Origin of the sequence: Anaerovibrio lipolyticus LB2005 (genome assembly GCF_000621545.1) — a bacterium.
Taxonomy (GTDB): Bacteria; Bacillota; Negativicutes; order Selenomonadales; family Selenomonadaceae; genus Anaerovibrio; species Anaerovibrio lipolyticus_A.
The window spans coordinates 1-23,616 of sequence record NZ_JHYA01000012.1 but is presented as its reverse complement, the minus strand read 5'-3'; the positions used below and the strand labels follow the sequence as shown (position 1 = coordinate 23,616).

20 protein-coding genes, 6 tRNA genes and 1 rRNA gene are annotated in these 23,616 nt (G+C 43.4%); 25 read left to right on the top strand and 2 right to left on the bottom strand.

The window, feature by feature from the left end; translation table 11 throughout:
• Positions 1-157: 157 nt before the first annotated feature.
• The 6 genes from T355_RS0109815 (at position 158) to T355_RS0109790 (ending at position 5,956) form a co-directional block, all read left to right on the top strand.
• A complete protein-coding gene (locus tag T355_RS0109815; RefSeq protein WP_027397603.1) occupies positions 158-1,030 on the top strand; it encodes a hypothetical protein in 873 nt (290 codons plus the stop codon).
• 33 nt (positions 1,031-1,063) lie between these two features.
• A complete protein-coding gene (metA, locus tag T355_RS0109810; protein ID WP_027397602.1) occupies positions 1,064-2,005 on the top strand; it encodes a homoserine O-acetyltransferase MetA in 942 nt (313 codons plus the stop codon).
• A gap of 82 nt (positions 2,006-2,087) precedes the next feature.
• The gene (locus T355_RS14170; RefSeq protein ID WP_051555520.1) at positions 2,088-2,798 is read left to right on the top strand and encodes a hypothetical protein; all 711 of its coding nucleotides are present in this window, start codon (positions 2,088-2,090) and stop codon (positions 2,796-2,798) included.
• A gap of 48 nt (positions 2,799-2,846) precedes the next feature.
• On the top strand, positions 2,847-3,560 hold the full coding sequence (locus T355_RS0109800; RefSeq protein ID WP_037330095.1) for a DUF2225 domain-containing protein: 714 nt from the start codon (positions 2,847-2,849) through the stop codon (positions 3,558-3,560).
• A gap of 25 nt (positions 3,561-3,585) precedes the next feature.
• Positions 3,586-4,257 (top strand): hypothetical protein, encoded by a 672-nt coding sequence (locus tag T355_RS0109795; protein ID WP_037330094.1) that lies wholly within the window; start codon positions 3,586-3,588, stop codon positions 4,255-4,257.
• 25 nt (positions 4,258-4,282) lie between these two features.
• Positions 4,283-5,956, top strand: coding sequence for a DUF4127 family protein (locus T355_RS0109790; protein ID WP_027397599.1), 1,674 nt, complete (start codon positions 4,283-4,285; stop codon positions 5,954-5,956).
• 91 nt (positions 5,957-6,047) lie between these two features.
• Here T355_RS0109790 and serC read toward each other — a convergent pair whose 3' ends face one another.
• Positions 6,048-7,139, bottom strand: coding sequence for a 3-phosphoserine/phosphohydroxythreonine transaminase (gene serC, locus T355_RS0109785; RefSeq protein ID WP_027397598.1), 1,092 nt, complete (start codon positions 7,137-7,139; stop codon positions 6,048-6,050).
• A 208-nt stretch (positions 7,140-7,347) separates the two neighbouring features.
• Here serC and serA point away from each other — a divergent pair, with 208 nt between their 5' ends.
• The 10 genes from serA (at position 7,348) to T355_RS14165 (ending at position 18,803) form a co-directional block, all read left to right on the top strand.
• Positions 7,348-8,928 (top strand): phosphoglycerate dehydrogenase, encoded by a 1,581-nt coding sequence (serA, locus tag T355_RS0109780; protein WP_027397597.1) that lies wholly within the window; start codon positions 7,348-7,350, stop codon positions 8,926-8,928.
• Positions 8,929-9,066: 138 nt separating this feature from the next.
• Positions 9,067-9,519 carry a YaaR family protein gene (locus T355_RS0109775; RefSeq protein ID WP_027397596.1) on the top strand — a complete coding sequence of 151 codons (453 nt, stop codon included), beginning with the start codon at positions 9,067-9,069 and terminating at the stop codon, positions 9,517-9,519.
• Complete coding sequence (gene holB / locus T355_RS0109770) at positions 9,519-10,538, top strand: DNA polymerase III subunit delta' (RefSeq protein ID WP_027397595.1); 1,020 nt, start codon at positions 9,519-9,521, stop codon at positions 10,536-10,538. The genes T355_RS0109775 and holB overlap by 1 nt, the downstream gene beginning before the upstream one ends.
• A gap of 1 nt (position 10,539) precedes the next feature.
• Complete coding sequence (locus tag T355_RS0109765; protein ID WP_027397594.1) at positions 10,540-11,367, top strand: PSP1 domain-containing protein; 828 nt, start codon at positions 10,540-10,542, stop codon at positions 11,365-11,367.
• Positions 11,357-12,130 (top strand): tRNA1(Val) (adenine(37)-N6)-methyltransferase, encoded by a 774-nt coding sequence (locus T355_RS0109760; protein ID WP_051555519.1) that lies wholly within the window; start codon positions 11,357-11,359, stop codon positions 12,128-12,130. Before T355_RS0109765 ends, T355_RS0109760 begins: the two co-directional genes overlap by 11 nt.
• A 20-nt stretch (positions 12,131-12,150) precedes the next feature.
• Positions 12,151-13,008, top strand: coding sequence for a 16S rRNA (cytidine(1402)-2'-O)-methyltransferase (rsmI, locus tag T355_RS0109755; protein ID WP_027397592.1), 858 nt, complete (start codon positions 12,151-12,153; stop codon positions 13,006-13,008).
• Between the two features lie 37 nt (positions 13,009-13,045).
• Positions 13,046-14,992, top strand: a complete 1,947-nt coding sequence (metG, locus tag T355_RS0109750; RefSeq protein ID WP_027397591.1) for a methionine--tRNA ligase — start codon at positions 13,046-13,048, stop codon at positions 14,990-14,992.
• A gap of 168 nt (positions 14,993-15,160) precedes the next feature.
• Positions 15,161-15,946: a TatD family hydrolase gene (locus tag T355_RS0109745; RefSeq protein ID WP_027397590.1), complete on the top strand. Its 786-nt coding sequence runs from the start codon at positions 15,161-15,163 to the stop codon at positions 15,944-15,946.
• Between the two features lie 188 nt (positions 15,947-16,134).
• Positions 16,135-16,902: a G5 and 3D domain-containing protein gene (locus T355_RS0109740; RefSeq protein WP_051555518.1), complete on the top strand. Its 768-nt coding sequence runs from the start codon at positions 16,135-16,137 to the stop codon at positions 16,900-16,902.
• Between the two features lie 209 nt (positions 16,903-17,111).
• On the top strand, positions 17,112-18,803 hold the full coding sequence (locus tag T355_RS14165) for a putative bifunctional diguanylate cyclase/phosphodiesterase (RefSeq protein WP_051555517.1): 1,692 nt from the start codon (positions 17,112-17,114) through the stop codon (positions 18,801-18,803).
• Between the two features lie 51 nt (positions 18,804-18,854).
• Here the strand turns inward: T355_RS14165 and T355_RS14160 are convergent, their stop codons facing one another.
• Positions 18,855-19,232, bottom strand: a complete 378-nt coding sequence (locus tag T355_RS14160; protein ID WP_037330099.1) for a hypothetical protein — start codon at positions 19,230-19,232, stop codon at positions 18,855-18,857.
• A 266-nt stretch (positions 19,233-19,498) separates the two neighbouring features.
• On the opposite strand from T355_RS14160, the gene T355_RS0109725 reads away from it, so the two are divergent.
• From T355_RS0109725 to T355_RS0109685, 9 genes are all read left to right on the top strand, one after another.
• Entirely contained in the window at positions 19,499-20,857 is a 1,359-nt protein-coding gene (locus T355_RS0109725) for an amino acid permease (RefSeq protein WP_027397588.1), read from the top strand.
• Positions 20,858-20,894: 37 nt separating this feature from the next.
• The gene (locus T355_RS0109720; RefSeq protein ID WP_027397587.1) at positions 20,895-22,367 is read left to right on the top strand and encodes a hypothetical protein; all 1,473 of its coding nucleotides are present in this window, start codon (positions 20,895-20,897) and stop codon (positions 22,365-22,367) included.
• Positions 22,368-22,415: 48 nt separating this feature from the next.
• A tRNA-Thr gene (locus tag T355_RS0109715) sits at positions 22,416-22,491 on the top strand.
• A 158-nt stretch (positions 22,492-22,649) separates the two neighbouring features.
• Positions 22,650-22,725: transfer RNA gene (locus tag T355_RS0109710), tRNA-Gly, on the top strand.
• Positions 22,726-22,731: 6 nt separating this feature from the next.
• Positions 22,732-22,807 (top strand) — tRNA-Gly (locus tag T355_RS0109705).
• A 57-nt stretch (positions 22,808-22,864) separates the two neighbouring features.
• Positions 22,865-22,941: transfer RNA gene (locus T355_RS0109700), tRNA-Ile, on the top strand.
• A gap of 31 nt (positions 22,942-22,972) precedes the next feature.
• Positions 22,973-23,050: transfer RNA gene (locus tag T355_RS0109695), tRNA-Arg, on the top strand.
• Positions 23,051-23,058: 8 nt separating this feature from the next.
• A tRNA-Tyr gene (locus tag T355_RS0109690) sits at positions 23,059-23,143 on the top strand.
• A 299-nt stretch (positions 23,144-23,442) separates the two neighbouring features.
• Positions 23,443-23,616, top strand: a 16S ribosomal RNA gene (locus T355_RS0109685); the annotation flags it as partial.

The following is a 23,616-nucleotide window of genomic DNA, read 5'->3' as shown; positions in this document are numbered from 1 at the left end:
TACTGAAAAGAAGTTTATCATATCCGGGAATATCCCACAAGGTTACACTGGTTATCTGTAAAAAATTACCATTTTATGATAAAATATATACTGCTGAAGTATTTGTATCTCTTTATTCGTTTTTGAATTTAAGGGGATGATGAAGGAGTGATATATTATGATACGCCGATTCATAGCCAGCTTAGTTTTTATGTGCAGCCTCATGATGATGTTTGCTGTGGGTTATGCTGCCAATGATAGTGCAGAATGGTATTGGATTTCCTCCGATGATAAATACAGTAAGTTTTATGCCCCCGGTAAGGTGCAGGTACTGCGCTCCTTTGGAAATATTGCGGTACAGATAAGTGCCTGGACCAAGACCACCTACAGTCCTGCCGGGGCTCAGGAGACACTTAATAATTACGGTATTAAGGATATTAACCCTGGCCAGCTGGCCTACAGTCTGGCTGAGGTGGAGGTTAATCCCCAGAACCGTACACTGGCCTATTTGAACGAGTCCTTTTATGATAAGGATGACAATAAGCTGTGGGAGAAGGTGTACAGCCCAGTTCGCCCAAAGGAAATGAATTCCCAGGAGTTTGATGAGGATTTCTATTGTTATATTGTGGACAGCATTTTCAGCCAGGGAGAAAATGAGCGCCGTAAGGCAGATGATCGTTGGCTCCAGTTGTGGCAGGATGCCCCTAATGGCGGCGGTGTGGTTTACAGTATGGCAGATACATCCACCATGCGTCTGAAGGGTCAGAATATTATTTTTTGGGAATGGCAGGAAAAGAAATCTTCTGCCAGCGAAGTGGAAAGTATCATCTTCCAGAAAAAGGCCGTAAATATTCCAATGTATACGGAAAAAGTGATTCGGGTTATGACCTGGAATGCCACCACTGGCTGGAAGGATATAACCAACACCACTGATGGTATGTACCATGTGATTGAGGCTGGTACCAACAGTGAAAAGGCCCTTAAAGCTCTCAAGGTTTATGAGGGCGGGCATGAAAGCTGGGTAAAGCGTTATAGCTTGGACAATGAATAACTGGCTTTCATAAATAGTTTTTGAGGTGATTTCGTGCCAATAAAGATACCGAATAACCTTCCAGCAACGAAGATTCTGGAGGGGGAGAATATTTTCGTTATGGATTCTGACCGTGCATACAGTCAGGATATACGACCACTGAAGTTATTGATTTTAAATCTTATGCCCATAAAGCAGGTGACGGAGACTCAGCTGCTGCGCCTGTTGGGTAACACCCCACTTCAGGTTGAGGTGGATTTTATCTATACCGAGTCCTATTTGCCTACTCATACCACAACGGATTATTTAACTGAGTTTTATGGTACCTTTGCAGAGGTTCGTCATAAAAAATACGATGGATTTATTATAACCGGTGCTCCAGTTGAGCAGATGCCATTTGAGGATGTGGCCTACTGGGAGGAGGTGGCGGAAATCATGGAGTGGAGCAAGTCCCACGCCTATTCCACCTTCCATATTTGCTGGGGAGCCCAGGCCGGGTTATATTATCATTATGGTATAAAAAAATATGATGTGGCTCCGAAGATTTTTGGGGTATATAAGCATCATCTTTGTGTGGAGAATGAACGACTTTTCCGTGGCTTTGACGATGAGTTCTATGTTCCTCATTCCCGTCATACGGAGGTACGCAAGAAAGATATTGAACGGATTCCTGAGTTGACCATTATGGCTGAGTCCGACGAGGAGGCTGGAGTTTATGCCATTGCCAATCTGGATAAGCGTCAGTTCTTTATCACGGGGCATGCGGAGTATGATCCGTTGTCTTTGAAGGCAGAGTATGACCGGGATATGGCTGCGGGAATGCCAAATGTGAATGTACCATTAAATTATTATCCCGATGATGACCCTACCAAGCCACCTATTGTAAGATGGCGTTCGGTGGCCAATCTGCTTTTTGCCAACTGGCTTAACTATTATGTATATCAGGAGACTCCATATGAACTGGATACCCTTACTCCGTCGGATGACAGGGTTTAAGGGGGGCATTTTTTCATAAGTTTTTCATTTTGACGAGTTAAAGTAAACTTTTGAAGATGTATATATGGAGGCATATTTTGTTATGAAAAAGTCTGTAGTTATCTTATTTGCAATTCTGTGTACCTTGTGGACAGCTGTGGCTAGTGCCAGCCCACAGATGGATGAATCAATCTTTAAGTGGGTCCAGTCTTCTGCAAGGTGCGATTACTTCTTTAATATGCAGCAGATTTGCTATGGTAAGGACGATAAGGGAAATATCGATTTCAATAAATTGGTCGTACCAGTAATAAAAATATACGACTATCTTATGATTGACGATGTGGTTTCTAAGCGCCGCTGGAATGGTAACTCCGTGGAGGGATTTAGCGATTTGGTAGGTGCTGCAGAGTATTATGAAATTAATCTTCAGGATATGACTGTTTATTTTAAGCAACAGGATTTCCTTGATTCCACCTTTACTGCATTGGCAGGAAATAGACCTGACCGCACCGTAAAGCTGGATACCCTCTCAGAAAAGAGCTTTGACCGGATGTTTTACAACAGAATCATTGATTATGCCATGCGCAATAGGGTGAAGCTGGCTCTACGGAGCAACAAGAATGCTGAAAATGAGCTTTTGGTCAAAATGCAGGCAGAGCAGGATGAATACAGGGCTCAAAACAAGGCTACTGATTCCCGGGACAATGAGGAACTGAACGAAGAGGATGCTGCCAAGGTTAAGGCAGCTGTTGAGGCTCAGAATAAAGATAATAAAAAGGAAAAAAGCAAGAAGGTCAAGAAAGACGATGAGTAAGACATAGTCGGATGTTTTGTGTGACTGACCAAATGAGGGATGATGAGTATGTCAAATGAATTTACTTTTGTGGTGGAGAAGAAATGCCCTGTCTGCGGCAAGGAAACAAGAGTTGTAAAGGTTAAATCCAGACTGATGATTTCCCGTACAGATGATGATTATTGCAACCATTATCGGGATTTTAATCCTTATTATTACACTATCTGGGTGTGCGAGCATTGCGGCTTTGCTGCAGATGAAAAGCATTTTTTGATGCCGCTGCCTGAAAGACATCGTGATTTAATGGCAAAATTCCTGCACGACAGGCGGGTGCGGTTTATCTTTTCTCCAGATAGAGGCCTGCCTGAGGCTATTGCTTCCTATCAGCTGGCTATTTATTGTGCTGAGGCTATTCAGGCACCAGCATCCCGGGTTGCTGGTCTGTCACTGCGTTTGGCTTGGGTGTTCCGTACCATGGGCATTAAGGATCAGGAGATGGAATGGACACGAAAGACTGTACAGTTATATGAGCGTGCGCTTATGACAGAGCGCTTCCCAGTTGAGAGCCTCTCTGATAATATGGTTATGTATCTTTTGGCAACGATGTTTAATCGCCTTGGTGATCGGGAGCATTGTACCCAGTATTTGGGCAGAATGATTAATGACAAAGAGCTTAAGATAAGTGACAACAAGCTCTATAATGATGCCCGCAAGCTGTGGCAGGACATTCGTGCTGAAGAGGCTGAGCTGCAGAATGCCATGGAAGCATCGGCCAAAAAGTAATTTGATAATTAAGGGATGACCAATAATGGATTTACCTGTAGCTATAATAGAAGCTGCACAGAATATTGACTGGGGTCAGGTTTCGGAAGTTATAGAGGACTATGGCCCGGTAGTTCAGGTGATACAGCATACCTGGAGTCATCAGTCACTGATGGACATTATGAATGGCAGTATTTCTGTACCAGATTCTGTTATTAATGATGCTTTGGAGCATCGTTTGAGCAACGGCGACTATAATGTAAAAACTATGACGGTTGCTTCCCACGAAAATGGGAAGATAGATATTAAAGCAGATACCAAAAAACTGGGACGTATTGAGGTTTCCGGTACTATTGAGGAAATGGTTCATAATATGGATGATTCTCATGTCACCTTCAAGGTGAAGGAAAGAGCCCTTAAGGATCACGGTTTGGCCTCGTGGTTTATTTCACGTATGTCTCTGTCCATGGTACAGAATATCTTTGGCAAGATTGAAGTGGAGGATATACCAACCACCATTAAGGGCAATCAGGTGACTGTGGATTTAAAGCCAGTACTGGAAAATACAGAGCTGGCTACCACAGAGCTTAGGGGCCATCGCCTGTTGGATTTGTTTAGAGTCGAGTCAGCCACTCCTCACGAAGGGTATATTACCGTTAAGACCAAGGTGGATGTACCTGACGATGTTAAGGAAATGGCGTTAAATGTTTTGCGTTGATAAGAGTGTTTAATGTAGAGAGAATATGAAAAAATTATTTGTGTTATTTATATGCCTTATATGTCTGTTTGGGGCAACAGACACTACGGAAGCCAAGAAGGTAAATAACAGCACCTCCAAGGGCAAAATCGTATTTATTCCACATGATAACAGACCAGTATCAGATGAGATGGCGGCTGATACCGTCAGAAAGCTGGGTTATGAGGTGATAGTACCTCCCGATGACCTTTTGGGCAATAAGGATAATATGGGGAACCCAGAAAATCTTTGGATGTGGCTGGAAAAAAATACAACAGTAAAGAGAAGCCCAAGTAAACTTGAGCAGAAGCGTTTTCATACCGGCGGTAAGATTTGGGGGCTGGATCCTGAAATCAAGGCCATTGTAATTTCTGCTGACAGCATGATCTACGGTAGTCTGGTCAGCTCCAGAAAGCACGATATTACAGAACGGAAGCTGAAGGAACGAGTGGCAAATTTTGCCGATTATAAGTATCGCCATGATGATGCCAAGCTTTACGTATTTTCTTCTGTGATGAGAACGCCTACCTCTGGGGAAAATTCTGGTTCCCAGGAGCCAGAGTATTACAAAGCCTACGGCTATGACATTTTCCGCTATACTGCCCTAAAGGACAAGGCTGATGCCAAGGGCCTAACCTCCAGGGAGAAGAAGGAACTGGAATTTTTGATGGAGCTCATCCCTTCTGCTTATCTTAGGGATTGGGATAACCGTCGTGGCAAGAACTATCGCGTAAATGAAGGACTGATAGATTTGGCCGCTAAGGGCAAATTTGAATGTCTTGCCTTGGGAAGGGATGATAATGCAGCCTGGTCTCAGACCCACATGGAGGCACGTCATCTCAGGGATTACACCCAGAAGAAGAGCGCTGAAACGGTACAGAACATTGCTGGTATTGATGAGCTGGGACTGCTGCTTTTGACCAGAGCTGTGAATGAAATTGAGAAAAAGCAGCCAGTGGTTACTGCTGATTACAATTGGGGCAGTGGCAAATATCTTATTCCTGCCTATTCAGATGAACCTGTGGATACCACGGTGCGTGCCCAGGTACAGCTATTGGGCGGCCAATATGTGGATAACGGGAAAAATGTGGATTTGCTGTTGATGGTGAATACAAACCCTACAGGAGCAAATTTGGGTGCCAACTGGTACAGCAACAATAAAAAGATTCGTCCTGATGTGAAAACCTTTGTCTCCTATATGGAGCGGGCCATTAATCGGGGAGAACCAGTGGGGGTTGCGGACGTTTCCTTTGTAAATGGTTCTGATAATTCTCTTATGGAGGAATTACGGGATAAGGATATGCTTTATAAGCTCCAGTCCTATTCTGGTTGGAATACCCCAACCAACAGTATTGGCTATGCCCTGGCTCAGGGCGTACTGGCCAAGGATATGAAAAAGGCGGATAAGGATGAGCTCCTTACCATTCGTTATTTGGATGATTGGCTGTATCAGGCAAATATTCGTCAGATGGTAAGCCGTCAGCTTTCATGGTTTAAGGAGGGCGGCGTGTATTCTGAGTTGGGATCAGACAAGGCACAGGTGGAGCTAAGAGCTACTTCCCTCATGCATACCTTTGCTGTGGACAACCTGCCTGCAAGCAAAAGTGATTTTATCAAGAAAATAAGGGTATCCTGCCCATGGAACAGACTCTTTGAGGCTAAAATCAGCCCAGAAAAATAATAAAGACATATTAAATAATACAAAAGCCAGCGACCTTCGCTATGATGAAGGAAGCTGGCTTATTTTGTTATAGCTTTATATGGTCTTTATATTACTTATTTGCTTTCTGGAATTTTTCCATGAAGTCTGCCAATTTTTCGCAGCCCTCATAAGGCATGGCATTGTAGATGGAGGTGCGCATACCACCTACGCTGCGGTGACCCTTTACACCACTAAGGCCATTTTCAAGAGCTTCAGCTACGAATTTTTTCTCCAGCTCTTCACTAGGAAGTCTGAAGGTTACGTTCATAAAGGAGCGGCTGTCCTTATCTGCGTGGCCCTTGTAGAAGCCGTCACTGCTATCGATTACACCGTATACCAGATCTGCCTTTTTCTTGTTGACCTTGGCAAGAGCCTCAAGACCACCCTGGGCCTTAATCCACTTTGCGGTCTTTCCCACCATATAAATGCAGAAAGCTGGTGGAGTGTTATAAAGTGAGTTCTTGTTGTAGAAGGTGTCATAGCGCAGCATACTAGGCAGAGCCTCAGGACTCTTTTCCAGCATGGACTTTCTGGCTACCACTAATACAACACCTGCAGGTCCAAGATTTTTCTGAACGCCGGCATAGATGAAGCTGAACTTTTTAAAGTCCAGTGGACGGGAAAGAATGTCAGAGGACATATCGGCAATCAAAGGTACATCTCCGGTTTCAGGAATATAGTGGTACTCAGTGCCGTAGATGGTGTTGTTGTAGCAGAGATGGAGATAAGCTGCATCGTCACTCATTTTTATCTCATCCTGGGTAGGAATGTGCTTATAATCTACATCCTTACTGGAGGCAGCAGAATAGCCCACACCTAAAATCTGTGCTTCCTTGAATGCCTTGGAAGCGAAGCTGCCGGATTGAACGTAATTACCACGTTTTTCCTTTGTGGCAAAATTCATAGGAATCATGGCGAACTGTAGGCTGGCTCCACCCTGGATGAACAATACTTCATAGTCATCACCTAAGCCCATCAGATCCTTGATATCTGCCTTGGCCTGATTATGAACCTCGTCATAGGCCTTGGCACGGTGGCTGATTTCCAATATGGACATGCCGGTATTCTGAAAATTTAAAAACTCTGCCTGGGCTTCCTTTAAAACCTCCAAGGGTAACATTGAAGGGCCAGGATTAAAGTTATAGATACGATTTGCTTCCATGGGACAACCTCCTAAAGTGTAAGAATTTTTAAAACGTCTATTTTTTAATTTTACATCAGAGTTTGGAAAAGGGTCAAGAAAGATTAAAACTTTGTTACAAAAAGTTTTGCTCCAGAATACACTTGATTTTTTAGTGTAAATAAAATAAGATGTAAGGTATAGTGAAAACAACATTAAATTCCAATCTTAATATTATAGGAGGCTTACCATGAAAGTATTAATTGCAGACGGCGTATCTCAGATGGCTGTCGATATCCTTAAGGACGATTTTGACTGTGTTATTAAGGATAAGCTGCCGGCTGAGGAACTTTTACAAATTATTCCGGAGTTTGATGCCTTGATTGTACGCTCTGCCTCCAAGGTTACTGCAGAGGTTATCGATGCGGCAACCAATCTGAAGATTATAGGTCGTGCAGGTGTAGGTGTGGATAACATTGATGTTCCGGCAGCAACTGCCAGAGGTATTATCGTTATTAACTCTCCAGGTGGTAACACCAATGCAGCAACCGAGCATACATGTGCTATGATGCTGTCCATGGCCCGTAATATTCCAATAGCCAATGAGACACTGCAGAAGGGCGAGTGGAATCGCAAGCAGTATACTGGCGTGGAGCTTAAGGATAAGACTTTGGGTGTTATCGGTATGGGACGTATCGGCAGCGGTGTGGCCAAGCGTGCACTGGCCTTTGAGATGAAGGTTATTGGCTACGATCCTTACATAAATGAAGAACGTGCCAAAGATATGGGCATTGAGGTAGGTACCTTTGAGGATGTCATTGCCAAGTCCGATTTTATTACTGTGCACATGCCTCTTACGGATTCCACACGTGGAATGATTAATAAAGAGGTAATGTATAAGATGAAGAAGGGGGTTCGCCTCATTAACTGTGCCCGTGGTGGCATTATTGTTGAGGAAGACCTTAGGGATGCTGTTCTTGACGGTCAGGTGGCCGGAGCAGCAGTGGATGTTTTTACCAGTGAACCAATTCCAGCAGATCACCCACTTTTGGGTGTAAAGAATATCTTTGTCACTCCTCATCTTGGGGCTTCCACTGTTGAGGCTCAGGTGGGTGTGGCTGTGGATGTTGCCCAGGGAATTAAAGCAGCTCTTCATGGTGATCCGGTTATGACAGCCGTTAATATGGCTCCGGTATCCAAGTCTGTAATGCAGGTGATTGCACCTTATTTCGATTTGGCAGAGCGTCTGGGGTGTGCAGCCCGTGCTTTGGTAGAGGGCGGCATCAAGAAGCTGGATGTTACATATAATGGTGAAATTGCTGATGTAAGCACCCGTATGATTACAACCGCTGTCTTAAAGGGAATTTTGAGTGCTGAGTTGGATGACGTGGTAAACTTTGTCAATGCTCCTGGTTTGGCAAAGGAACGCAATATTAAAGTCAGCGAGGTTAAGAACAAAAATACGGAGCGTTTTGCCAATACTGTTACAGTTACTGTTACTGCCGGCAAGAATCAGACTGTCAGCATTCAGGGTACTCTCTTTGGTGACAAGGCACGTATTGTACAGATTAATGATAATAGAGTGGATGTGGCTCCTCGTCGTTGTCTGCTTCTTTGCCCTCATAATAACCGTCCTGGTGTTATTGGACAGGTGGGTTCTATTATGGGTGCAGCTGGTGTTAATATCTCCGGCATGCAGGTTTCCACCACCTCCAAGGAGGACGTAAATCTGATGATTCTTACCCTGGACAGCGAAGTACCGGCTGATGTACTTAAGCTCATCACCTCTATGGAAGAAATATACGATGCAAAGATGATTATGTTTAAGTAAAAATGATAGTTGAATTTTTACAGGGGTTAAGGAACTTAGCCCCTGTTTTTTATTGCCATGCACCCTGAAACTAAGCTATAATTGTATTAGGTATGTGTACTCATAATTGTTGTTTTCTACATTTAGGGATAACAGGTGATAAATATGAAAATAGAAGGCTTAGGAACTAGAGGAACGATGCCTGCCATGGGCAGCAGCTCCAACAGAAAAGCCAATGCCATGGAGTCTGATTTTTCCTCTGAGTTTGAGGATCAGCGAAGCAGTGCTTCCCATGAACAGCTGCAGCGTCTTCTTGATCAGATTGATGAGCAGGGTGCCAAACTTACTAAGACCCCAACCTATGATGAGCTTATTGAATATCGCAGCCTCATCAAAAATTTCGTGGGGACTGTGGTAAGTCAGATGTATGATGTAAGCACTCAGTCCGGTTGGGACCGCATGGGCCGTCAGAAGGTGTACACCACAGTACGAAAGATTGATACTGAGCTGGAAAACATGGCGGAGAAAATTCGTCTGGGCCAGTCGGATCAGCTTGATGTGGTGGCTAGTCATGATGCTATTCGTGGTATGCTGGTAGATTTATATATGTAATGAATATTTCTTGGGATAATATTACAGGTCACAAATTAAATATTGAACGTCTGAAAACCCTTTGTAGGGAAGATATGGTACCCCATTCCATGCTTTTTTGCGGCATAGATGGTATAGGTAAAAAAATGGCTGCTCAGGCTATGGCAGCCACTCTTTTATGTCATCATCCAGTGAATGGCAGTGCCTGCGGCGAGTGTCCATCATGTAAGGCCCTTATTGCGGGAACTCATCCTGATTTTTTCACAGTGGAACCAGAGATAAAAGATGGCAATGGGACCATTTTGATTAACTTAATTCGTGAAATGCAGGGCAAAATTGCCAGAGTGCCTATTATGTCAAAGGTTCGGGCTGTTATCATAGATGATGTTCAGACCATGAATGATGCGGCGGCTAATAGCCTTTTAAAGACTATCGAGGAGCCTGGAGGGCAGATTTATTTTATTTTGGTCACCAATTCTATAATGGCTCTTCTGGATACCATCATTTCCCGATGTATGCGGGAGGAATTTGCGGGATTAAGTCCTGAGGATATAAGCTCTGTACTGGTAAAACAGGGGATTCCTTTGCATCAGGCTAATTATTTGTCCACCTTTGCAGATGGCAGTGTCCGTCAGGCCATGCTTCTTAATGATGAGGAAGGGGCTTCCTTGCAAAGGTCAGCGGTGGATTTTTTCGAGGCCTGTGCTACTGGTGAACTGGATATGGAAAAGGTGTGGAATGAGGGGAAAAGCCTTGGGAACATGGGAAAGAAGGACAAACTTAAGCTGCGGCAGTGGTTTGGCTTTTTGGCTATGGTGATTAGGGATCAGCTGGTGCTTTATAGCGGCAGTGAGGTTACCCTTTACAATCAGACAGATATTTCAAGGATAAACAAGTTGACAGGACAGCTTACACATAATCAGTTGATTGCTATATTGAAGCTGGTGCGGGAGTATCAGGGCAGACTTAGATACAGTGTCAATCCACAGCTGATGGTGGAAAGCTTTATTATAAAGGTTAAAACATTATTGGAGGATTAAGGTGCAGACAGTAGTAGGTGTTCGCTTTAAGCGGGCTGGAAAGATATATTATTTTAGTCCAGGCAAGCTGGAAATTGAAACAAATGATGATGTTATTGTGGAAACTGCCAGAGGTGTTGAGTATGGCACAGCTGTAATCGGACCAAGGGAGGTGCCGGACAGTGATGTGGTATTGCCTCTGAAGGAAGTGCTTCGCAAGGCCACTGAAGCAGATAAAAACAAGGTTATTGACAATGGTCACAAGGAGCAGGAGGCCTTTGGCATTTGCGAGGAGAAAATCCGGGCTCATGGCCTACCTATGAAGCTGGTTCAGGTGGAGTATACCTTTGATGTAAATAAGATAATTTTTTACTTTACTGCTGATGGACGTATCGATTTTAGAGAGCTGGTAAAGGATTTGGCTGCAGTGTTCCGCACACGTATTGAGCTCCGACAGATTGGCGTAAGGGATGAGGCCAAGCTCATGGGGGGTATCGGCTGCTGTGGTCGTTCCCTTTGCTGTCATACCTTCTTGGGAGAATTTGAGCCTGTATCCATACGTATGGCCAAGGAACAGAATTTGTCACTTAACCCTACAAAAATTTCCGGTATTTGTGGCCGCCTTATGTGCTGTTTGAAGTATGAAAATGAGTGCTACTGTGGCAAGTCCCAGAAGCGGGTTAAGGTTAAGCCACCAACTCAGGGCAGCAAGGTGGTTACAGCTGAAGGTGAGGGCAAGGTTATTAATCTCAACCAGCAACGCCGTACGGCCACCATCCTGCTGGATAACAGCAAGACTATTGTGGCCTCCTGGGAGGACGTAATCGAGAAGGACGAAGATGATATTTAATGATACGGGCCTTGGCGATATGGAAATAGAGCTGGGGCCTGATGAACGCCTGGATGATTTGCTTTTGGGTGGCAGAAAAATAATCCAAAATACCAAGGAATTCTGTTTTTCTATTGATGCAGTGCTCCTTGCTCATTATCCCAAGTACCATAAAAACTGGCGGGTATTTGATTTGGGTACTGGTACTGGAGTGATGCCTCTTTTAATAGCCGATGAGGTTAAGGAGGTTCACGGCGTGGAGCTGAATTCAGTCATGGCAGAGCTGGCCCAGCGTAATGTAAAGCTGAATCATCTGGAGAACAAGATTACCGTCAGTCAAGGGGACTATCGCAAAATCAGAGAGCTTTATCCGCCGGAGTCCTTTGACTGTGTTATTGCAAATCCGCCATACCGACCGCTTAATCAGGGCACTTTAAGTGCTGAGGATGGTGTGGCCAGAGCACGGCATGAGATAACAGCTACCCTTGATGATGTGGTGAAGGCTGCCAGATATCTTTTGAGATTTCGCGGAAAGTTTGCCATGGTTCATCTGCCGGAGCGGCTAGGGGAAATCATAGTGGCCATGCACGAAAATCAGATAGAGGTGAAGCGGCTGCAGCTAGTACAGCCTAAGCCTGGTAAGCCTTCAAATCTTATGCTTATTGAGGGTATTGTGGGGGCAGTGCCGGGAGGCATGAAGGCAGAGCTTCCTCTTATGGTTCATAAGGAAGACGGCGGATACACTGACGAAATATTACGAATTTACAACATTAAAAGGGATTAGGATAAAGGGATGACACATTTATGTCAGAGGAATGTAATAACAAAATAGGTATGCTGTACTTGTCGGCAACTCCTATTGGCAATTTGGAGGATATGACCTACAGAAGTGTGCGGATATTGGGGGAGGCGGACCTTATTGCCGCTGAGGATACACGGCATTCACGCAAGCTGCTGTCCCACTTTGATATCCATACACCCTTGACCAGCTATCATGAACATAACAAGCTGGAAAAAGGTCCTGAATTGGTGGAGAAAATGCTGGCGGGGGATACCATAGTGTGTATCAGTGATGCAGGATTGCCAGGGATTTCTGACCCAGGAGCTCATTTGGCTATGCTGGCTATTGAAGCGGGTATTAATGTGAGCCCGCTGCCGGGAGCCAATGCCGCATTGTCTGCCCTTATATGCTCCGGCCTTGATACCACCGCCTTTACCTTTTATGGCTTTTTGCCAAGGACTGGAAAAAAACGGCGGGAGTTGTTGGAACGTATTAACCGGAGTCCTGAGACTCTGATTTTTTATGAGGCGCCTCACCATTTAAAGGGAACCCTCAGTGATTTGATTAAGGCTTTGGGTCCTCAGCGTAGGGCTGTTACAGCCAGAGAGCTTACTAAGACCTTTGAGGAATTCAATCGACGAACGCTGGGGGAACTGGCAGAATATTATAATGAACATGACCCTAAGGGTGAGTTCGTCATTATTATAGAAGGCTTTGATGCAGAAAATGAAGTTGCAGCTGAGCCGGAACAACAGCTTTCACCAGTGGAAATGGTGGCCAGGCTGGAGGCGGAAGGCATGGGACATAAGGACGCCATGCGGGAAACAGCAAAGAAGCTAGGTATCAGTCGCCGTGATGTTTATCAGGCACTGCTGAAATAAATAATATTTATTATATGAGTTTAGGAGGAATTCTTTCGTGAGTAACAAGAGTTTTTATATAACAACCCCAATTTATTATCCAAGTGCAAAGCTTCATATCGGTCACGCATATTGCACCACCATTGCTGATGCTGTGGCACGTTTTCATCGTTTGGCCGGTGAAGATGTGTTCTTCCTTACAGGCAGCGACGAGCATGGCCAGAAAATCCAGGAAAAAGCAGAGGCAGAGGGAATTAAGCCTATTGAATACACTGATAAAATTGTGGCCGGCTTTCAGAATCTCTGGAAGCTGCTGAATATTTCCAATGATGATTTTATCCGTACCACCCAGCCTCGCCATGAGAAGGTGGTTCAGGAGATATTCCGTCGTGTTTATGCCAAGGGGGATATTTACAAGGGATCTTACAAGGGACTGTACTGTACTCCATGTGAGAGCTTCTGGACAGAGCTCCAGCTGGATGAAAATGGCTGTTGCCCAGATTGCGGACGCCCTGTTAAGGAAGTGGCTGAGGAGGCCTACTTCTTCAAGATGTCCAGATATGCAGATAAGATTTTAAAGCACATTGAGGATAATCCTGACTTTATACAGCCAGTATCCCGTCGTAATGAGATGATTAATTTTATCAAGCAGGGGCTGGATGATCTTTGTATTTCCCGTACATCCTTTGACTGGGGTATTCCTGTGCCAATTGATGAGAAGCACGTTATTTATGTATGGTTTGATGCCCTTACAAATTACCTGACACCTATTGGCTTCCTTGATGATCCGGAGAAATTTGAAAAATTCTGGCCAGCCAATATTCATCTTGTAGGCAAGGAAATAGTCCGTTTCCATTCTATTATTTGGCCTTGTATCCTTATGGCATTGGATTTACCATTGCCTAAGCAGATTTATGGCCATGGTTGGCTGGTTGTGGACGGCACAAAAATGTCCAAGTCCTTGGGCAATGTGATTGACCCTATTGAGCTGATTGAAAAATACGGTCCTGATGCTATCCGTTACTTCCTGCTCCGTGAAATCAATTTGGGACAGGATGGTAATTTCTCCGAGTTGGCGTTGGTACAGCGTATAAATGCTGATTTGGCAAATGATTTGGGTAATCTGCTCCACCGCAGCCTTAACATGGTGGGTAAGTTCCAGAATGGTGAAGTGTTGGCTCCAAAGGGCAAGTCTGAAATTGATGAGTCCCTTATTGGTGATGCCATGGATGCAGTAAAGGCATTTGAAGAAGGCATGGCTGACATGAAAATCAGCAATGCTGTAAAGGCTGTATGGGCATTTATCGGCAGAGCCAATAAATATATTGATGAGACAGCTCCATGGGCTCTGGCAAAGGATGAATCCAAAAAGCAGGAGCTGGCCAATGTTATGTACAATCTCATTGAGTCTATGCGTATTATCAGCGTAATGATTGCTCCGTATATGCCTGTAACTGCTGAAAAGGTTTGGCAGCAGTTGAATATTCCTGGTGACTTCAATGATGTACGTCTGGATGACATTAAGACTTGGGGCGGCACACCTGCGGGAATGCATATCGGTGAGGCTCAGCAGCTGTTCCCACGTATTGAGCTTGATGCTGAGGACAAGGCTCAGGCCCAGGCTCCTAAAAAGGAAAAGCAGTCAAAGAAGGAAAAGGCAGAGAAAAAGCAGGAAGCTCCTGCTGATGGCCTCATTACCATCGATGATTTTGGCAAGGTGAAGCTGCAGGTGGTGGAGATTGTTGAGGCAGAGCCAGTACCAAAGGCTGATAAACTCCTGAAGCTAATCGTAGACACTGGTACTGAAAAGAGACAGGTGGTATCAGGTATTGCCAAGCATTATGAGATAAGTGAACTTATTGGCAAAAGGGTTATTCTCGTGATGAATCTAAAGCCTGCCAAGCTCCGTGGGGTAGAATCCCAGGGAATGATTCTTGCTGCAACCAAGGGCGATGAGCTGGAGGTTGTTACTGTTGATATGCCTGTAGGCAGTATTGTTCGATAAATAATTTTTATAGGGTTGCTGCTTTTTGGTGGCAACCCTTATTTATATAGTGCGGATTAATTAAAAATTTTGAGCTTATATAAATAGGAAATAACACGGAAAAAATGTTGTAATTAAAGCAAAAAAATATAGAGTTAAATTATTAAGTTTATTTGGAGAATATATAATATGAAGGAAAATTATATAATTGATACACATTCACACATAAATAGTGAAAAATTTGACCAGGATAGAGGAAAAATTATTACCAACGCAAAAGAGAATGGAGTTGGAGGAATCATAAATATGGGGGATACCATGGAATCCTCTGAGCACGTTTTGCAATTGGCTCAGGAGTATGACATTTGCTATGCTGGAGTGGGGGTTCACCCCGAGGAAGCCTTTGAAATGCAAAAAGATGATTTTGATAAGTTAGCAATTTGGACAAAAAATAATAAGGTCGTATGTATTGGCGAGATTGGATTGGATTATTATTGGGAGAAAGATGGGGACAAAAGAGCTCTGCAAAAACGTATTTTTATTCAGCAGCTGGACCTGGCCAGACAGCTGCATTTACCAGTGTGTGTACACAATCGTGATGCTCACGGTGATACCATGGAAATTCTAAAAAAAGAAGGGAAGGGAATCCGGGGAGTGATGCATTGCTTCTCTGGAAGTCTGGAAATAGCCAGAGAGCTGGTCAAAATGGACTGGTATATTGGGGTAGATGGACCTTTGACTTTCAAAAATGCGGCAAAGCTTCCGGAGATTGTAAAAGAAATTCCACTGGAAAGAATTTTGGTGGAAACTGACTGCCCTTATATGGCTCCTTCACCCATGCGTGGAAAGAGAAATGAACCGGCTTTTGTAAGGTATGTGGCGGAAAAATTGGCTGAATTGAAGGGCATTGATTATCAGACTGTTGCAAGGCAAACTACAATTAATGCAAAGGCACTGTACACAAGGCTGAAATAGGTCTAAAAGGGCAAAAATATACTAATGTGGGAGACGGCTGTCATTTTACAGCCGTTTTTTCATATTTTTTTCATATTTGGAGTATAATATTACCCCAAAAGTGGTGATTGTGATTTTTAAAAATTTGACAAGGCTATTTTTTGCTGATATACTTACAAACATGTTTTTAAAACAAAGGGAGGAATTTAATGAATTATGATAAGTTCCATGTCCGATGTATCCGGGATATCCGGTTCCTGATTTGCATTGGCTTACTGGCTGTGATGACAATGGTAACAGGTTTTGTGTCTCACAGACATGTAACAATTTCAGTGGATGGTCAGCGTATTGAACTGAGCACTCCATATCACGTTGTGGATAATATCCTTACTCAGGCTGGTGTTACCAGAAATGAAAAGGATATATACAAAGTAACTGCTGATGAAAATGGTGACGAGGTCATCCACATCAGAAGAGCTGTACCAGTTGTTGTCGAATACAAGGGCGAGCAGAAAGAATTGATTACTGCCAATGCCACTGTGGATGACATTATGATAGAGCTTGGTTATGTAGGTAACAGATATAAGATTGATAAGGCCGGAGATACAGACGTTGTAGCTGGTATGCACATCAAGGTAACTGATGTACCAGTTGTTCCGGTAAATGTAGTAAATACCCCACAGGGGTCCATGACTTATAAGAGTCATATGAAGATGGAAGCTACAGCATATATTCCAAGTGACGGTGGCGGCAGCGGTATAACTGCTACTGGCATGGTTGCACAGCATGGAGTTATCGCTGTTGATCCAAATGTGATACCGCTGGGAAGTCGCGTGTTTATTCCAGGTTATGGAATGGCAGTAGCCGCAGATACTGGCGGAGCTATCCGAGGCAATAGAATAGACTTGTGCATGAATACTTACCGTGAGGCGATAAATTTTGGCCGTGGTGTAGTAGAGGTGTACATATTGAACTAAAACCGGAGATTGTTTCCTGAATGGAGGCAATAGAAAGCGGGGATTAGTAAGGGTAACAACGGCTTTTACTATTCCCCGCTTTCTATTTGTGTAAACAGTTGATTTTCGTAATAATTCTTTGTAAGAATACAATATTGATAAAAAGTTTTATTTGTTTTAAAATATAGATTATTGATTGAATTGTGCGTTTATATAAATGGGGTTTCTATATGGCGTTAAGAGTAGAGATAGATAATCTTCAAAAAGCGACAGAAAAATTAATAAAGCGGCTTTTTACTGAAGGCGTTGTTGATGCCATAGCGGACGTATTGGATGAAAATGTTATCGGCTTTAGCCCTTCTGGACATTATTACTCTCGTGGCAGCTGGGAGGTAAAGCGCTTTCTTCAGGGAGAGTATGAGCGTCTTGCTCCATGTAATATCAGTAAGATTCGCAGCCGCCAGTTTGTCAGGGAAGGGCAGCTTTCAATAGAGTCACATGTTATTATGACCAGCCTCCAGCAACGAAAGCTGCTGCTTTTAAATGTTACTACCATGTATCGGATGGTGCCTGATGGTTTTATAATTAATGGCATCAATATGGCTATGGATTATGATAGGGAGAGGACATACAAGGTATTAACTGAGAGAGCCGTGAGTGATTTGGATTTTTTGGCATCCTATGATGGCGCCACGGGGCTTTTGAATCGTGAGGCCTTTTGCAGTCGGGCAGCAGACATGATGACAGATTATCCGGATAAGTCATTTGATATTCTCCGTATAAATATTGAACGCTTTAAGGTAATTAATGAGGTATTTGGTGAGCAGCAGGGGGATAAGCTGCTTAATTATATTGCGGGATTTTTAAAAAGTATTGATTTGGAGCTGTGTCTTTCTGCCAGACTATATGCGGATAATTTTGTGATGTGCTTTGAGGCAGTAGAAGGGGAAGCAGAGCGGCTCATCTATACCATGCAGATTGTGGCTAACAGCTTTGAAATCTCTCACCATACTGTGCTGACCTTTGGACTTTATCATGTGGATGACAAGAGCATTCCTGTAAAGACAATGATAGAACGTGCTAATATGGCCCTAAATCAGGCAAAGGGCAATCATGTAACCCCTTATTTTGTTTATGATAACAAGATGCGTGACCAAATGCTGTTGGAACAGAAAATAGTCAATGAATTTGATGCGGCTCTGGAACATGGAGGGTTTAAGCTGTTCCTTCAGCCTAAGTATGATTTGGAAACTGAGCAGATTATGGGCTCTGAGGCTTTAGTGCGCTGGATTAAGGCAGATGGTTCCTGCGTATTGCCATCGTCCTTTATCCCGGTTTTGGAAAAGAATGGTTCTGTTTACGCTGTGGACCGTTTTATTTGGGAAGAAACCTGTAAGTGTCTTAGAAGATGGATTGATGAAGGGAAAAATGTAAAGCCTGTATCTGTAAATGTTTCCCGCATAGATTTATATGATCCGGAGCTAGTAAATGTGTTGGTAGGACTTACCGCGAAGTATAAAATCCCTAAGTATTTATTGGAGCTGGAAATAACAGAGTCAGCATATACCGATGATCCGAGAATGATTATGGGGGTTACGGAAAAACTCCAAAGTGAGGGATTCCTGATTCTTATGGATGACTTTGGCAGTGGATATTCGTCACTGAATATGCTGAAGGATATACATATTGATATACTGAAGCTGGATATGGAATTTCTAAGGAGTACGGACCAGACAGGCAGGGGTGGCAATATTCTCAGTGCTATGGTGCAGATGGCCCGTAGCTTAAATATCCATACCATTGCAGAAGGGGTTGAAACAAGGGATCAGGCGAATTTCCTTAAATCAATAGGATGCAATTGGGTGCAGGGGTACTTTTTCTCTCAGCCGATTACAGTGGAAGAATTTGAAAAGCTTATTTAAAGTATAAAAAAACAGGGGCCATAACAGTCCCTGTTTTTTATGCTTAATAAGTTAAAGCAATGCCTTTAACTGTTCAACTTTTCGTTGGTGTGCCTTAATGGCAAAGTCCATTCTGGCATTTTCCTCTTCGGAGAATTTACCACTTTCAAGGGATTTGCGGATGCGATCCGCTCTGTCCTCGATATCCTTTATTTCGTCCTCCAGAGGTTTCTTCTCCTTAAGGGCAATGCCGTAAACGGTGTGAATGTTGTCGATGATATGCTGTGCATAGCCCCTTTCGGCAGAAACATCCTCCAGAAAGTTGGCTACCTCATAAAGTATGTCATAGGGACTGGCGGCCTGCTGAATCATTTCCAGCATTTTCATTTTTATATCTTCCTGCATGCCATGGGCCATATCGATAAGCTGCTGATTGTTATTTTCCTCCATGATAGTCACCTCTGAGGTAATTAAATCACATGATGATGTATACAGCAAGAGGTTATTTATTTCCAATCTGAAAATATGTTATAATACTGATTGTCATTTGTCACATATTTATCCACAGAAAAAAGTGAAAAGTTGACAAAAACATAGCTGTAATATAGGGTTATCCACTGAGTTATTCACAAAATAGGTTATCTTGTGAATAAGTTATTAACAATATCCACAGGAAAATGGCTATGGAAAAATGTTCAATATTAGGAGTTGGGTTTATGGAAAGCAAGAATCTTAAACGAGGTTTGAAGAACCGGCACCTGCAAATGATGGCACTGGGGAGTGCTATCGGTACAGGGCTTTTTTACGGTTCAGCCTCAACTATTGCCCTGACTGGACCGTCAGTAATGCTGGCATATCTGGTTAGTGGCATAGTTATTTATTTCATTATGCGAATGCTGGGAGAAATGTCAGTGCATGAGCCAGTGGCAGGTTCCTTCAGCTATTATGCCACTAAATACTGGGGTGGCTTTCCTGGATTTTTGGCAGGATGGAATTATTGGTATTGCTATATCATGGTAAGTATGGCAGAGATTACTGCCGTTGGTATATATGTGAATTACTGGTGGCCAGATGTGCCCCAGTGGTTATCGGCACTTATTTGTCTTATTGTTATTACTGCAATTAATCTGGTCAATGTAAGTGCTTACGGCGAAACTGAATTTTGGATGGCACTTGTAAAAGTAGTAGCTATTCTCAGTATGATTTTTTTGGGAGCATATTTAATTATTACCAATCCATTAGGATATCCTGCCAATATTAGTAATTTGTGGAACTATGGTGGCTTCATGCCAAATGGCATTTGGGGGTTGGCCATGGCCTGTGTCGTGGTTATGTTTTCCTATGGTGGAATTGAGCTTTTGGGGATTACAGCCGGTGAGGCGGAGGATCCTGACCGCTCCATTCCAAAGGCAATTAATCAGGTTATCTGGAGAATATTGATATTCTATGTGGGCACCATGTTTGTGCTGATGTGCCTCTGGCCTTGGAATCAGGTGGGTATGGAATCATCACCGTTTGTACAGATTTTTGACAATGTGGGGATTCCTGCAGCGGCTCATATTTTGAATTTTGTAGTATTGTCAGCGGCGGTTTCAGTTTATAATTCTGCTATTTACAGTAATGCCCGTATGCTTTATGGCTTGGCAGAAAAGGGAGACGCACCTAAGGTGTTTATGAAGCTGTCTTCCCGTGGTGTGCCAATAGTGGGGACCTTGGTATCATCATGTATTACTTTGATTATTGTAGTTATGAATTACCTTTTCCCAAGCCAGATTTTCATGTATCTTTTTGCAGTGGTGGTTATTTCTGCAGTAATTAACTGGGTATGCATTACTTTGACTCACATGAAATTCAGAAAGTATTGCGAGGAAAATGGTGTTCATTCCAAATTCAAATCCATTCTTTATCCGTTGACCAATTATGTGAGCCTTGCCTTTTTGGTAGGCTTAATCGTAATGATGACACAGATTCCGGATATGAGGATGGCAGTTATTGCCCTTCCTATCTGGCTGTGTATTCTTTATGCAGGATATCGCTTTAAGATGAGCCGTGATAACAAGAGTAATGTGGAATAATTAAAATCATATTATGGGTATACAAGGGGAATATACGATGTCAGAGAATTTATCAATTTACAACAGAATTAAGGAAGCGCTGCTGCCTGATGGCACATTGCCTGAAGATTTTGTATTGCGTCAGATGCCAGAGCAGGGGCTTCGTTTTGCAGATGGTGCCATAGATGGAACAGTGCGTTATCATATGGGACCTACCAAGAATCCAGATATCAGTGCGCTGACTCTGGTGCTGGAAATGGCTTCCCAGGAGCGGTTTAAGGATTCGGCCAATGCACTTATTACTCATTTCCAGAATGGTGGTGTGATGCTGCCAGTAATGGATGCTCTTCAGGATTGGGTGTTTGATCACCCGGAAAAGCTATCTCCGGAGGCATTGGGACGCTTTTGTATGACTCTTTTGGTACAGAGCGAGGATGTGGAATCCGTAAAGTTTGCCATTACTATTCTGGAGCTTTTGGATCGTGAAGAAACTCAGGCGCTGAAGGATATTCTGCTAGTATTGGCAGCCTCCGAAGAACTGACATTGTTCTGCCTGTTTTTGTTAAGCTCCTTTAAGGATGGCAATGCCTTGATTTATTCTGTGGCGAAGCGTCTTAAGGGCTGGGGGCGTATTCATGCTGTAAGTATGCTGAAACCGGAAAATGATGATATGGCCCAGTGGTTATTGCAGGAGGGCTGGAGAAATGAAATTATGCCGGAGTATTCTGCCATTGTAGCCATTAAGAGAGGTGGGCTCTTGGACAAATTGGAGGCAAATAATGCTGCCAAGGAAGATTTTCAGCTGGCTGGTGAACTGATTGGCGCTTCCTTGGAGGATAATCCAGTTCCGGGTTTAAACAAATACAAGAAGGCTAATGAGCTTTTAGGTGCATATTTAAAATTGGCTGATAAATTTGCAGAGGATTTAGAAGATTACAGCAATATTTTTGATATTCGGGATTTCCTGGAAAAAAGTGATCTGGCAGAAAAAGCCAATCTTTTAAAGAGTGCCAACTCTATCCTTGATTCCAAGGAGTGTATTGATTGCGTTGAGACATCCATGGATGGTGGTGACGGCTTCTATCTTGGTAAGGCTCTTGGCCTTGATTATGCTGCTCGCGCAATGGATACTCTGCGCCATGAATGGCAGACTAAGTATGATATGATTGATCTGCTGTTGCCTGAAAAACAGTATGTTGATGAGATAATTGAGCTTTTTGAGGATGAACTTCCTTTGGAGGATATGGCCTCCGGTCCTGAGAATGAAATGGGAAATGATGAGAAATTTGCTGATTATGGCATTCTTTCTTATGTTATCCAGGGGTTACAGGCGGTGCCAGGCAAGGGCGAAAAGCTCATTTGTGCTGGCCTTTATTCCCCGGTGATCGGAACCAGAAATATTGCTCTGAATACTGTGGATAAGTGGAGAAAGTCTGATTTCCAGCTCACAAAGAATATGGAAAATACCTTGATGAAGCTAAAAAGCTCTGAGGTAAACGAGCAGACTAAAAAGAGATTGGAAAAATTCTGATAAAGAGATTGAAACAACAATGACCATGGAGTATAATTACATAGTATCGCTGACATAGCACAGTTGGTAGTGCATCGGATTCGTAACCCGAAGGTCGCCAGTTCGATCCTGGCTGTCAGCACCATTGATTTTGATGGCTCCCGCCAAGTCGGGAGCCTTTGTTTTCAAGAAAAATAAACTTTTTCAAAAAAAGAGTTGACAAGTATGTCCCAAAACAGTAGAATATGTTTTGTCAGTCAGCGAAACGCTAGCGCGAGAGGCTGCTGACAGTCAAATAAAAATGCGGAAATAGCTCAGTTGGTAGAGCATCACCTTGCCAAGGTGGGGGTCGCGAGTTCGAGTCTCGTTTTCCGCTCCATATCATGCGGAAATAGCTCAGTTGGTAGAGCATCACCTTGCCAAGGTGGGGGTCGCGAGTTCGAGTCTCGTTTTCCGCTCCATAAAGTTTGCGATTCTCGCATTGTTTATCAGTGCGAGATTTTCTATCAGTAAATAAAGGGCCTATAGCTCAGTTGGTTAGAGCAACCGGCTCATAACCGGTCGGTCCCAGGTTCAAGTCCTGGTGGGCCCACCATTTCACTGATTAGCAACAAACCTTTTAACATGACTCAGTAGCTCAGCTGGATTAGAGTACTTGACTACGAATCAAGGGGTCGGGGGTTCGAGTCCCTCCTGGGTCACCATATTATTTGGGTAGGTGCCCGAGTGGTTAAAGGGAACGGACTGTAAATCCGTCGCCGTAGGCTACGATGGTTCGAATCCATCCCTGCCCACCATTTTCTTTTTAATCAACTTCAAGACTTTTATAAAATGTTTTAAAAAAGTGCTTGACAAGAGAGATTATAAAAGATATACTAAGTAAGCTGACTCATGAAGCAAATGCTTCTGAGAAAGCGAAGTGTTCTTTGAAAACTAAACAATGCAACAAGAATCATGCACACATGATTCAAGCCAGATGATGGTACTGTTTTTATAAACAGTAAACATACATAATAGTTTGTGCAAAACTATGAAATTCCTTTATTAAAAGGTAATTCTAGAAACTTTAAGAGCCATTCAGGTTCTTCAAAATATTTTTTTGGAGAGTTTGATCCTGGCTCAGGACGAACGCTGGCGGCGTGCTTAACACATGCAAGTCGAACGGGGTGAAGAGGAGCTTGCTCTTCCTAGCCTAGTGGCAAACGGGTGAGTAACGCGTAGGCAACCTGCCCTTCAGATGGGGACAACATTTCGAAAGGAATGCTAATAC

Bases quoted from the DNA above. Each gene is read 5' to 3' on its own strand.
- T355_RS0109815 (WP_027397603.1), top strand. From the start codon at position 158: ATGATACGCCGATTCATAGCCAGCTTAGTTTTTATGTGCAGCCTCATG.
- T355_RS14170 (WP_051555520.1), top strand. From the start codon at position 2,088: ATGAAAAAGTCTGTAGTTATCTTATTTGCAATTCTGTGTACCTTGTGG.
- T355_RS0109800 (WP_037330095.1), top strand. From the start codon at position 2,847: ATGTCAAATGAATTTACTTTTGTGGTGGAGAAGAAATGCCCTGTCTGC.
- T355_RS0109795 (WP_037330094.1), top strand. From the start codon at position 3,586: ATGGATTTACCTGTAGCTATAATAGAAGCTGCACAGAATATTGACTGG.
- T355_RS0109790 (WP_027397599.1), top strand. From the start codon at position 4,283: ATGAAAAAATTATTTGTGTTATTTATATGCCTTATATGTCTGTTTGGG.
- serC (WP_027397598.1), bottom strand. From the start codon at position 7,139: ATGGAAGCAAATCGTATCTATAACTTTAATCCTGGCCCTTCAATGTTA.
- serA (WP_027397597.1), top strand. From the start codon at position 7,348: ATGAAAGTATTAATTGCAGACGGCGTATCTCAGATGGCTGTCGATATC.
- holB (WP_027397595.1), top strand. From the start codon at position 9,519: ATGAATATTTCTTGGGATAATATTACAGGTCACAAATTAAATATTGAA.
- T355_RS0109760 (WP_051555519.1), top strand. From the start codon at position 11,357: ATGATATTTAATGATACGGGCCTTGGCGATATGGAAATAGAGCTGGGG.
- rsmI (WP_027397592.1), top strand. From the start codon at position 12,151: ATGTCAGAGGAATGTAATAACAAAATAGGTATGCTGTACTTGTCGGCA.
- T355_RS0109745 (WP_027397590.1), top strand. From the start codon at position 15,161: ATGAAGGAAAATTATATAATTGATACACATTCACACATAAATAGTGAA.
- T355_RS0109740 (WP_051555518.1), top strand. From the start codon at position 16,135: ATGAATTATGATAAGTTCCATGTCCGATGTATCCGGGATATCCGGTTC.
- T355_RS14165 (WP_051555517.1), top strand. From the start codon at position 17,112: ATGGCGTTAAGAGTAGAGATAGATAATCTTCAAAAAGCGACAGAAAAA.
- T355_RS14160 (WP_037330099.1), bottom strand. From the start codon at position 19,232: ATGGAGGAAAATAACAATCAGCAGCTTATCGATATGGCCCATGGCATG.
- T355_RS0109725 (WP_027397588.1), top strand. From the start codon at position 19,499: ATGGAAAGCAAGAATCTTAAACGAGGTTTGAAGAACCGGCACCTGCAA.
- T355_RS0109720 (WP_027397587.1), top strand. From the start codon at position 20,895: ATGTCAGAGAATTTATCAATTTACAACAGAATTAAGGAAGCGCTGCTG.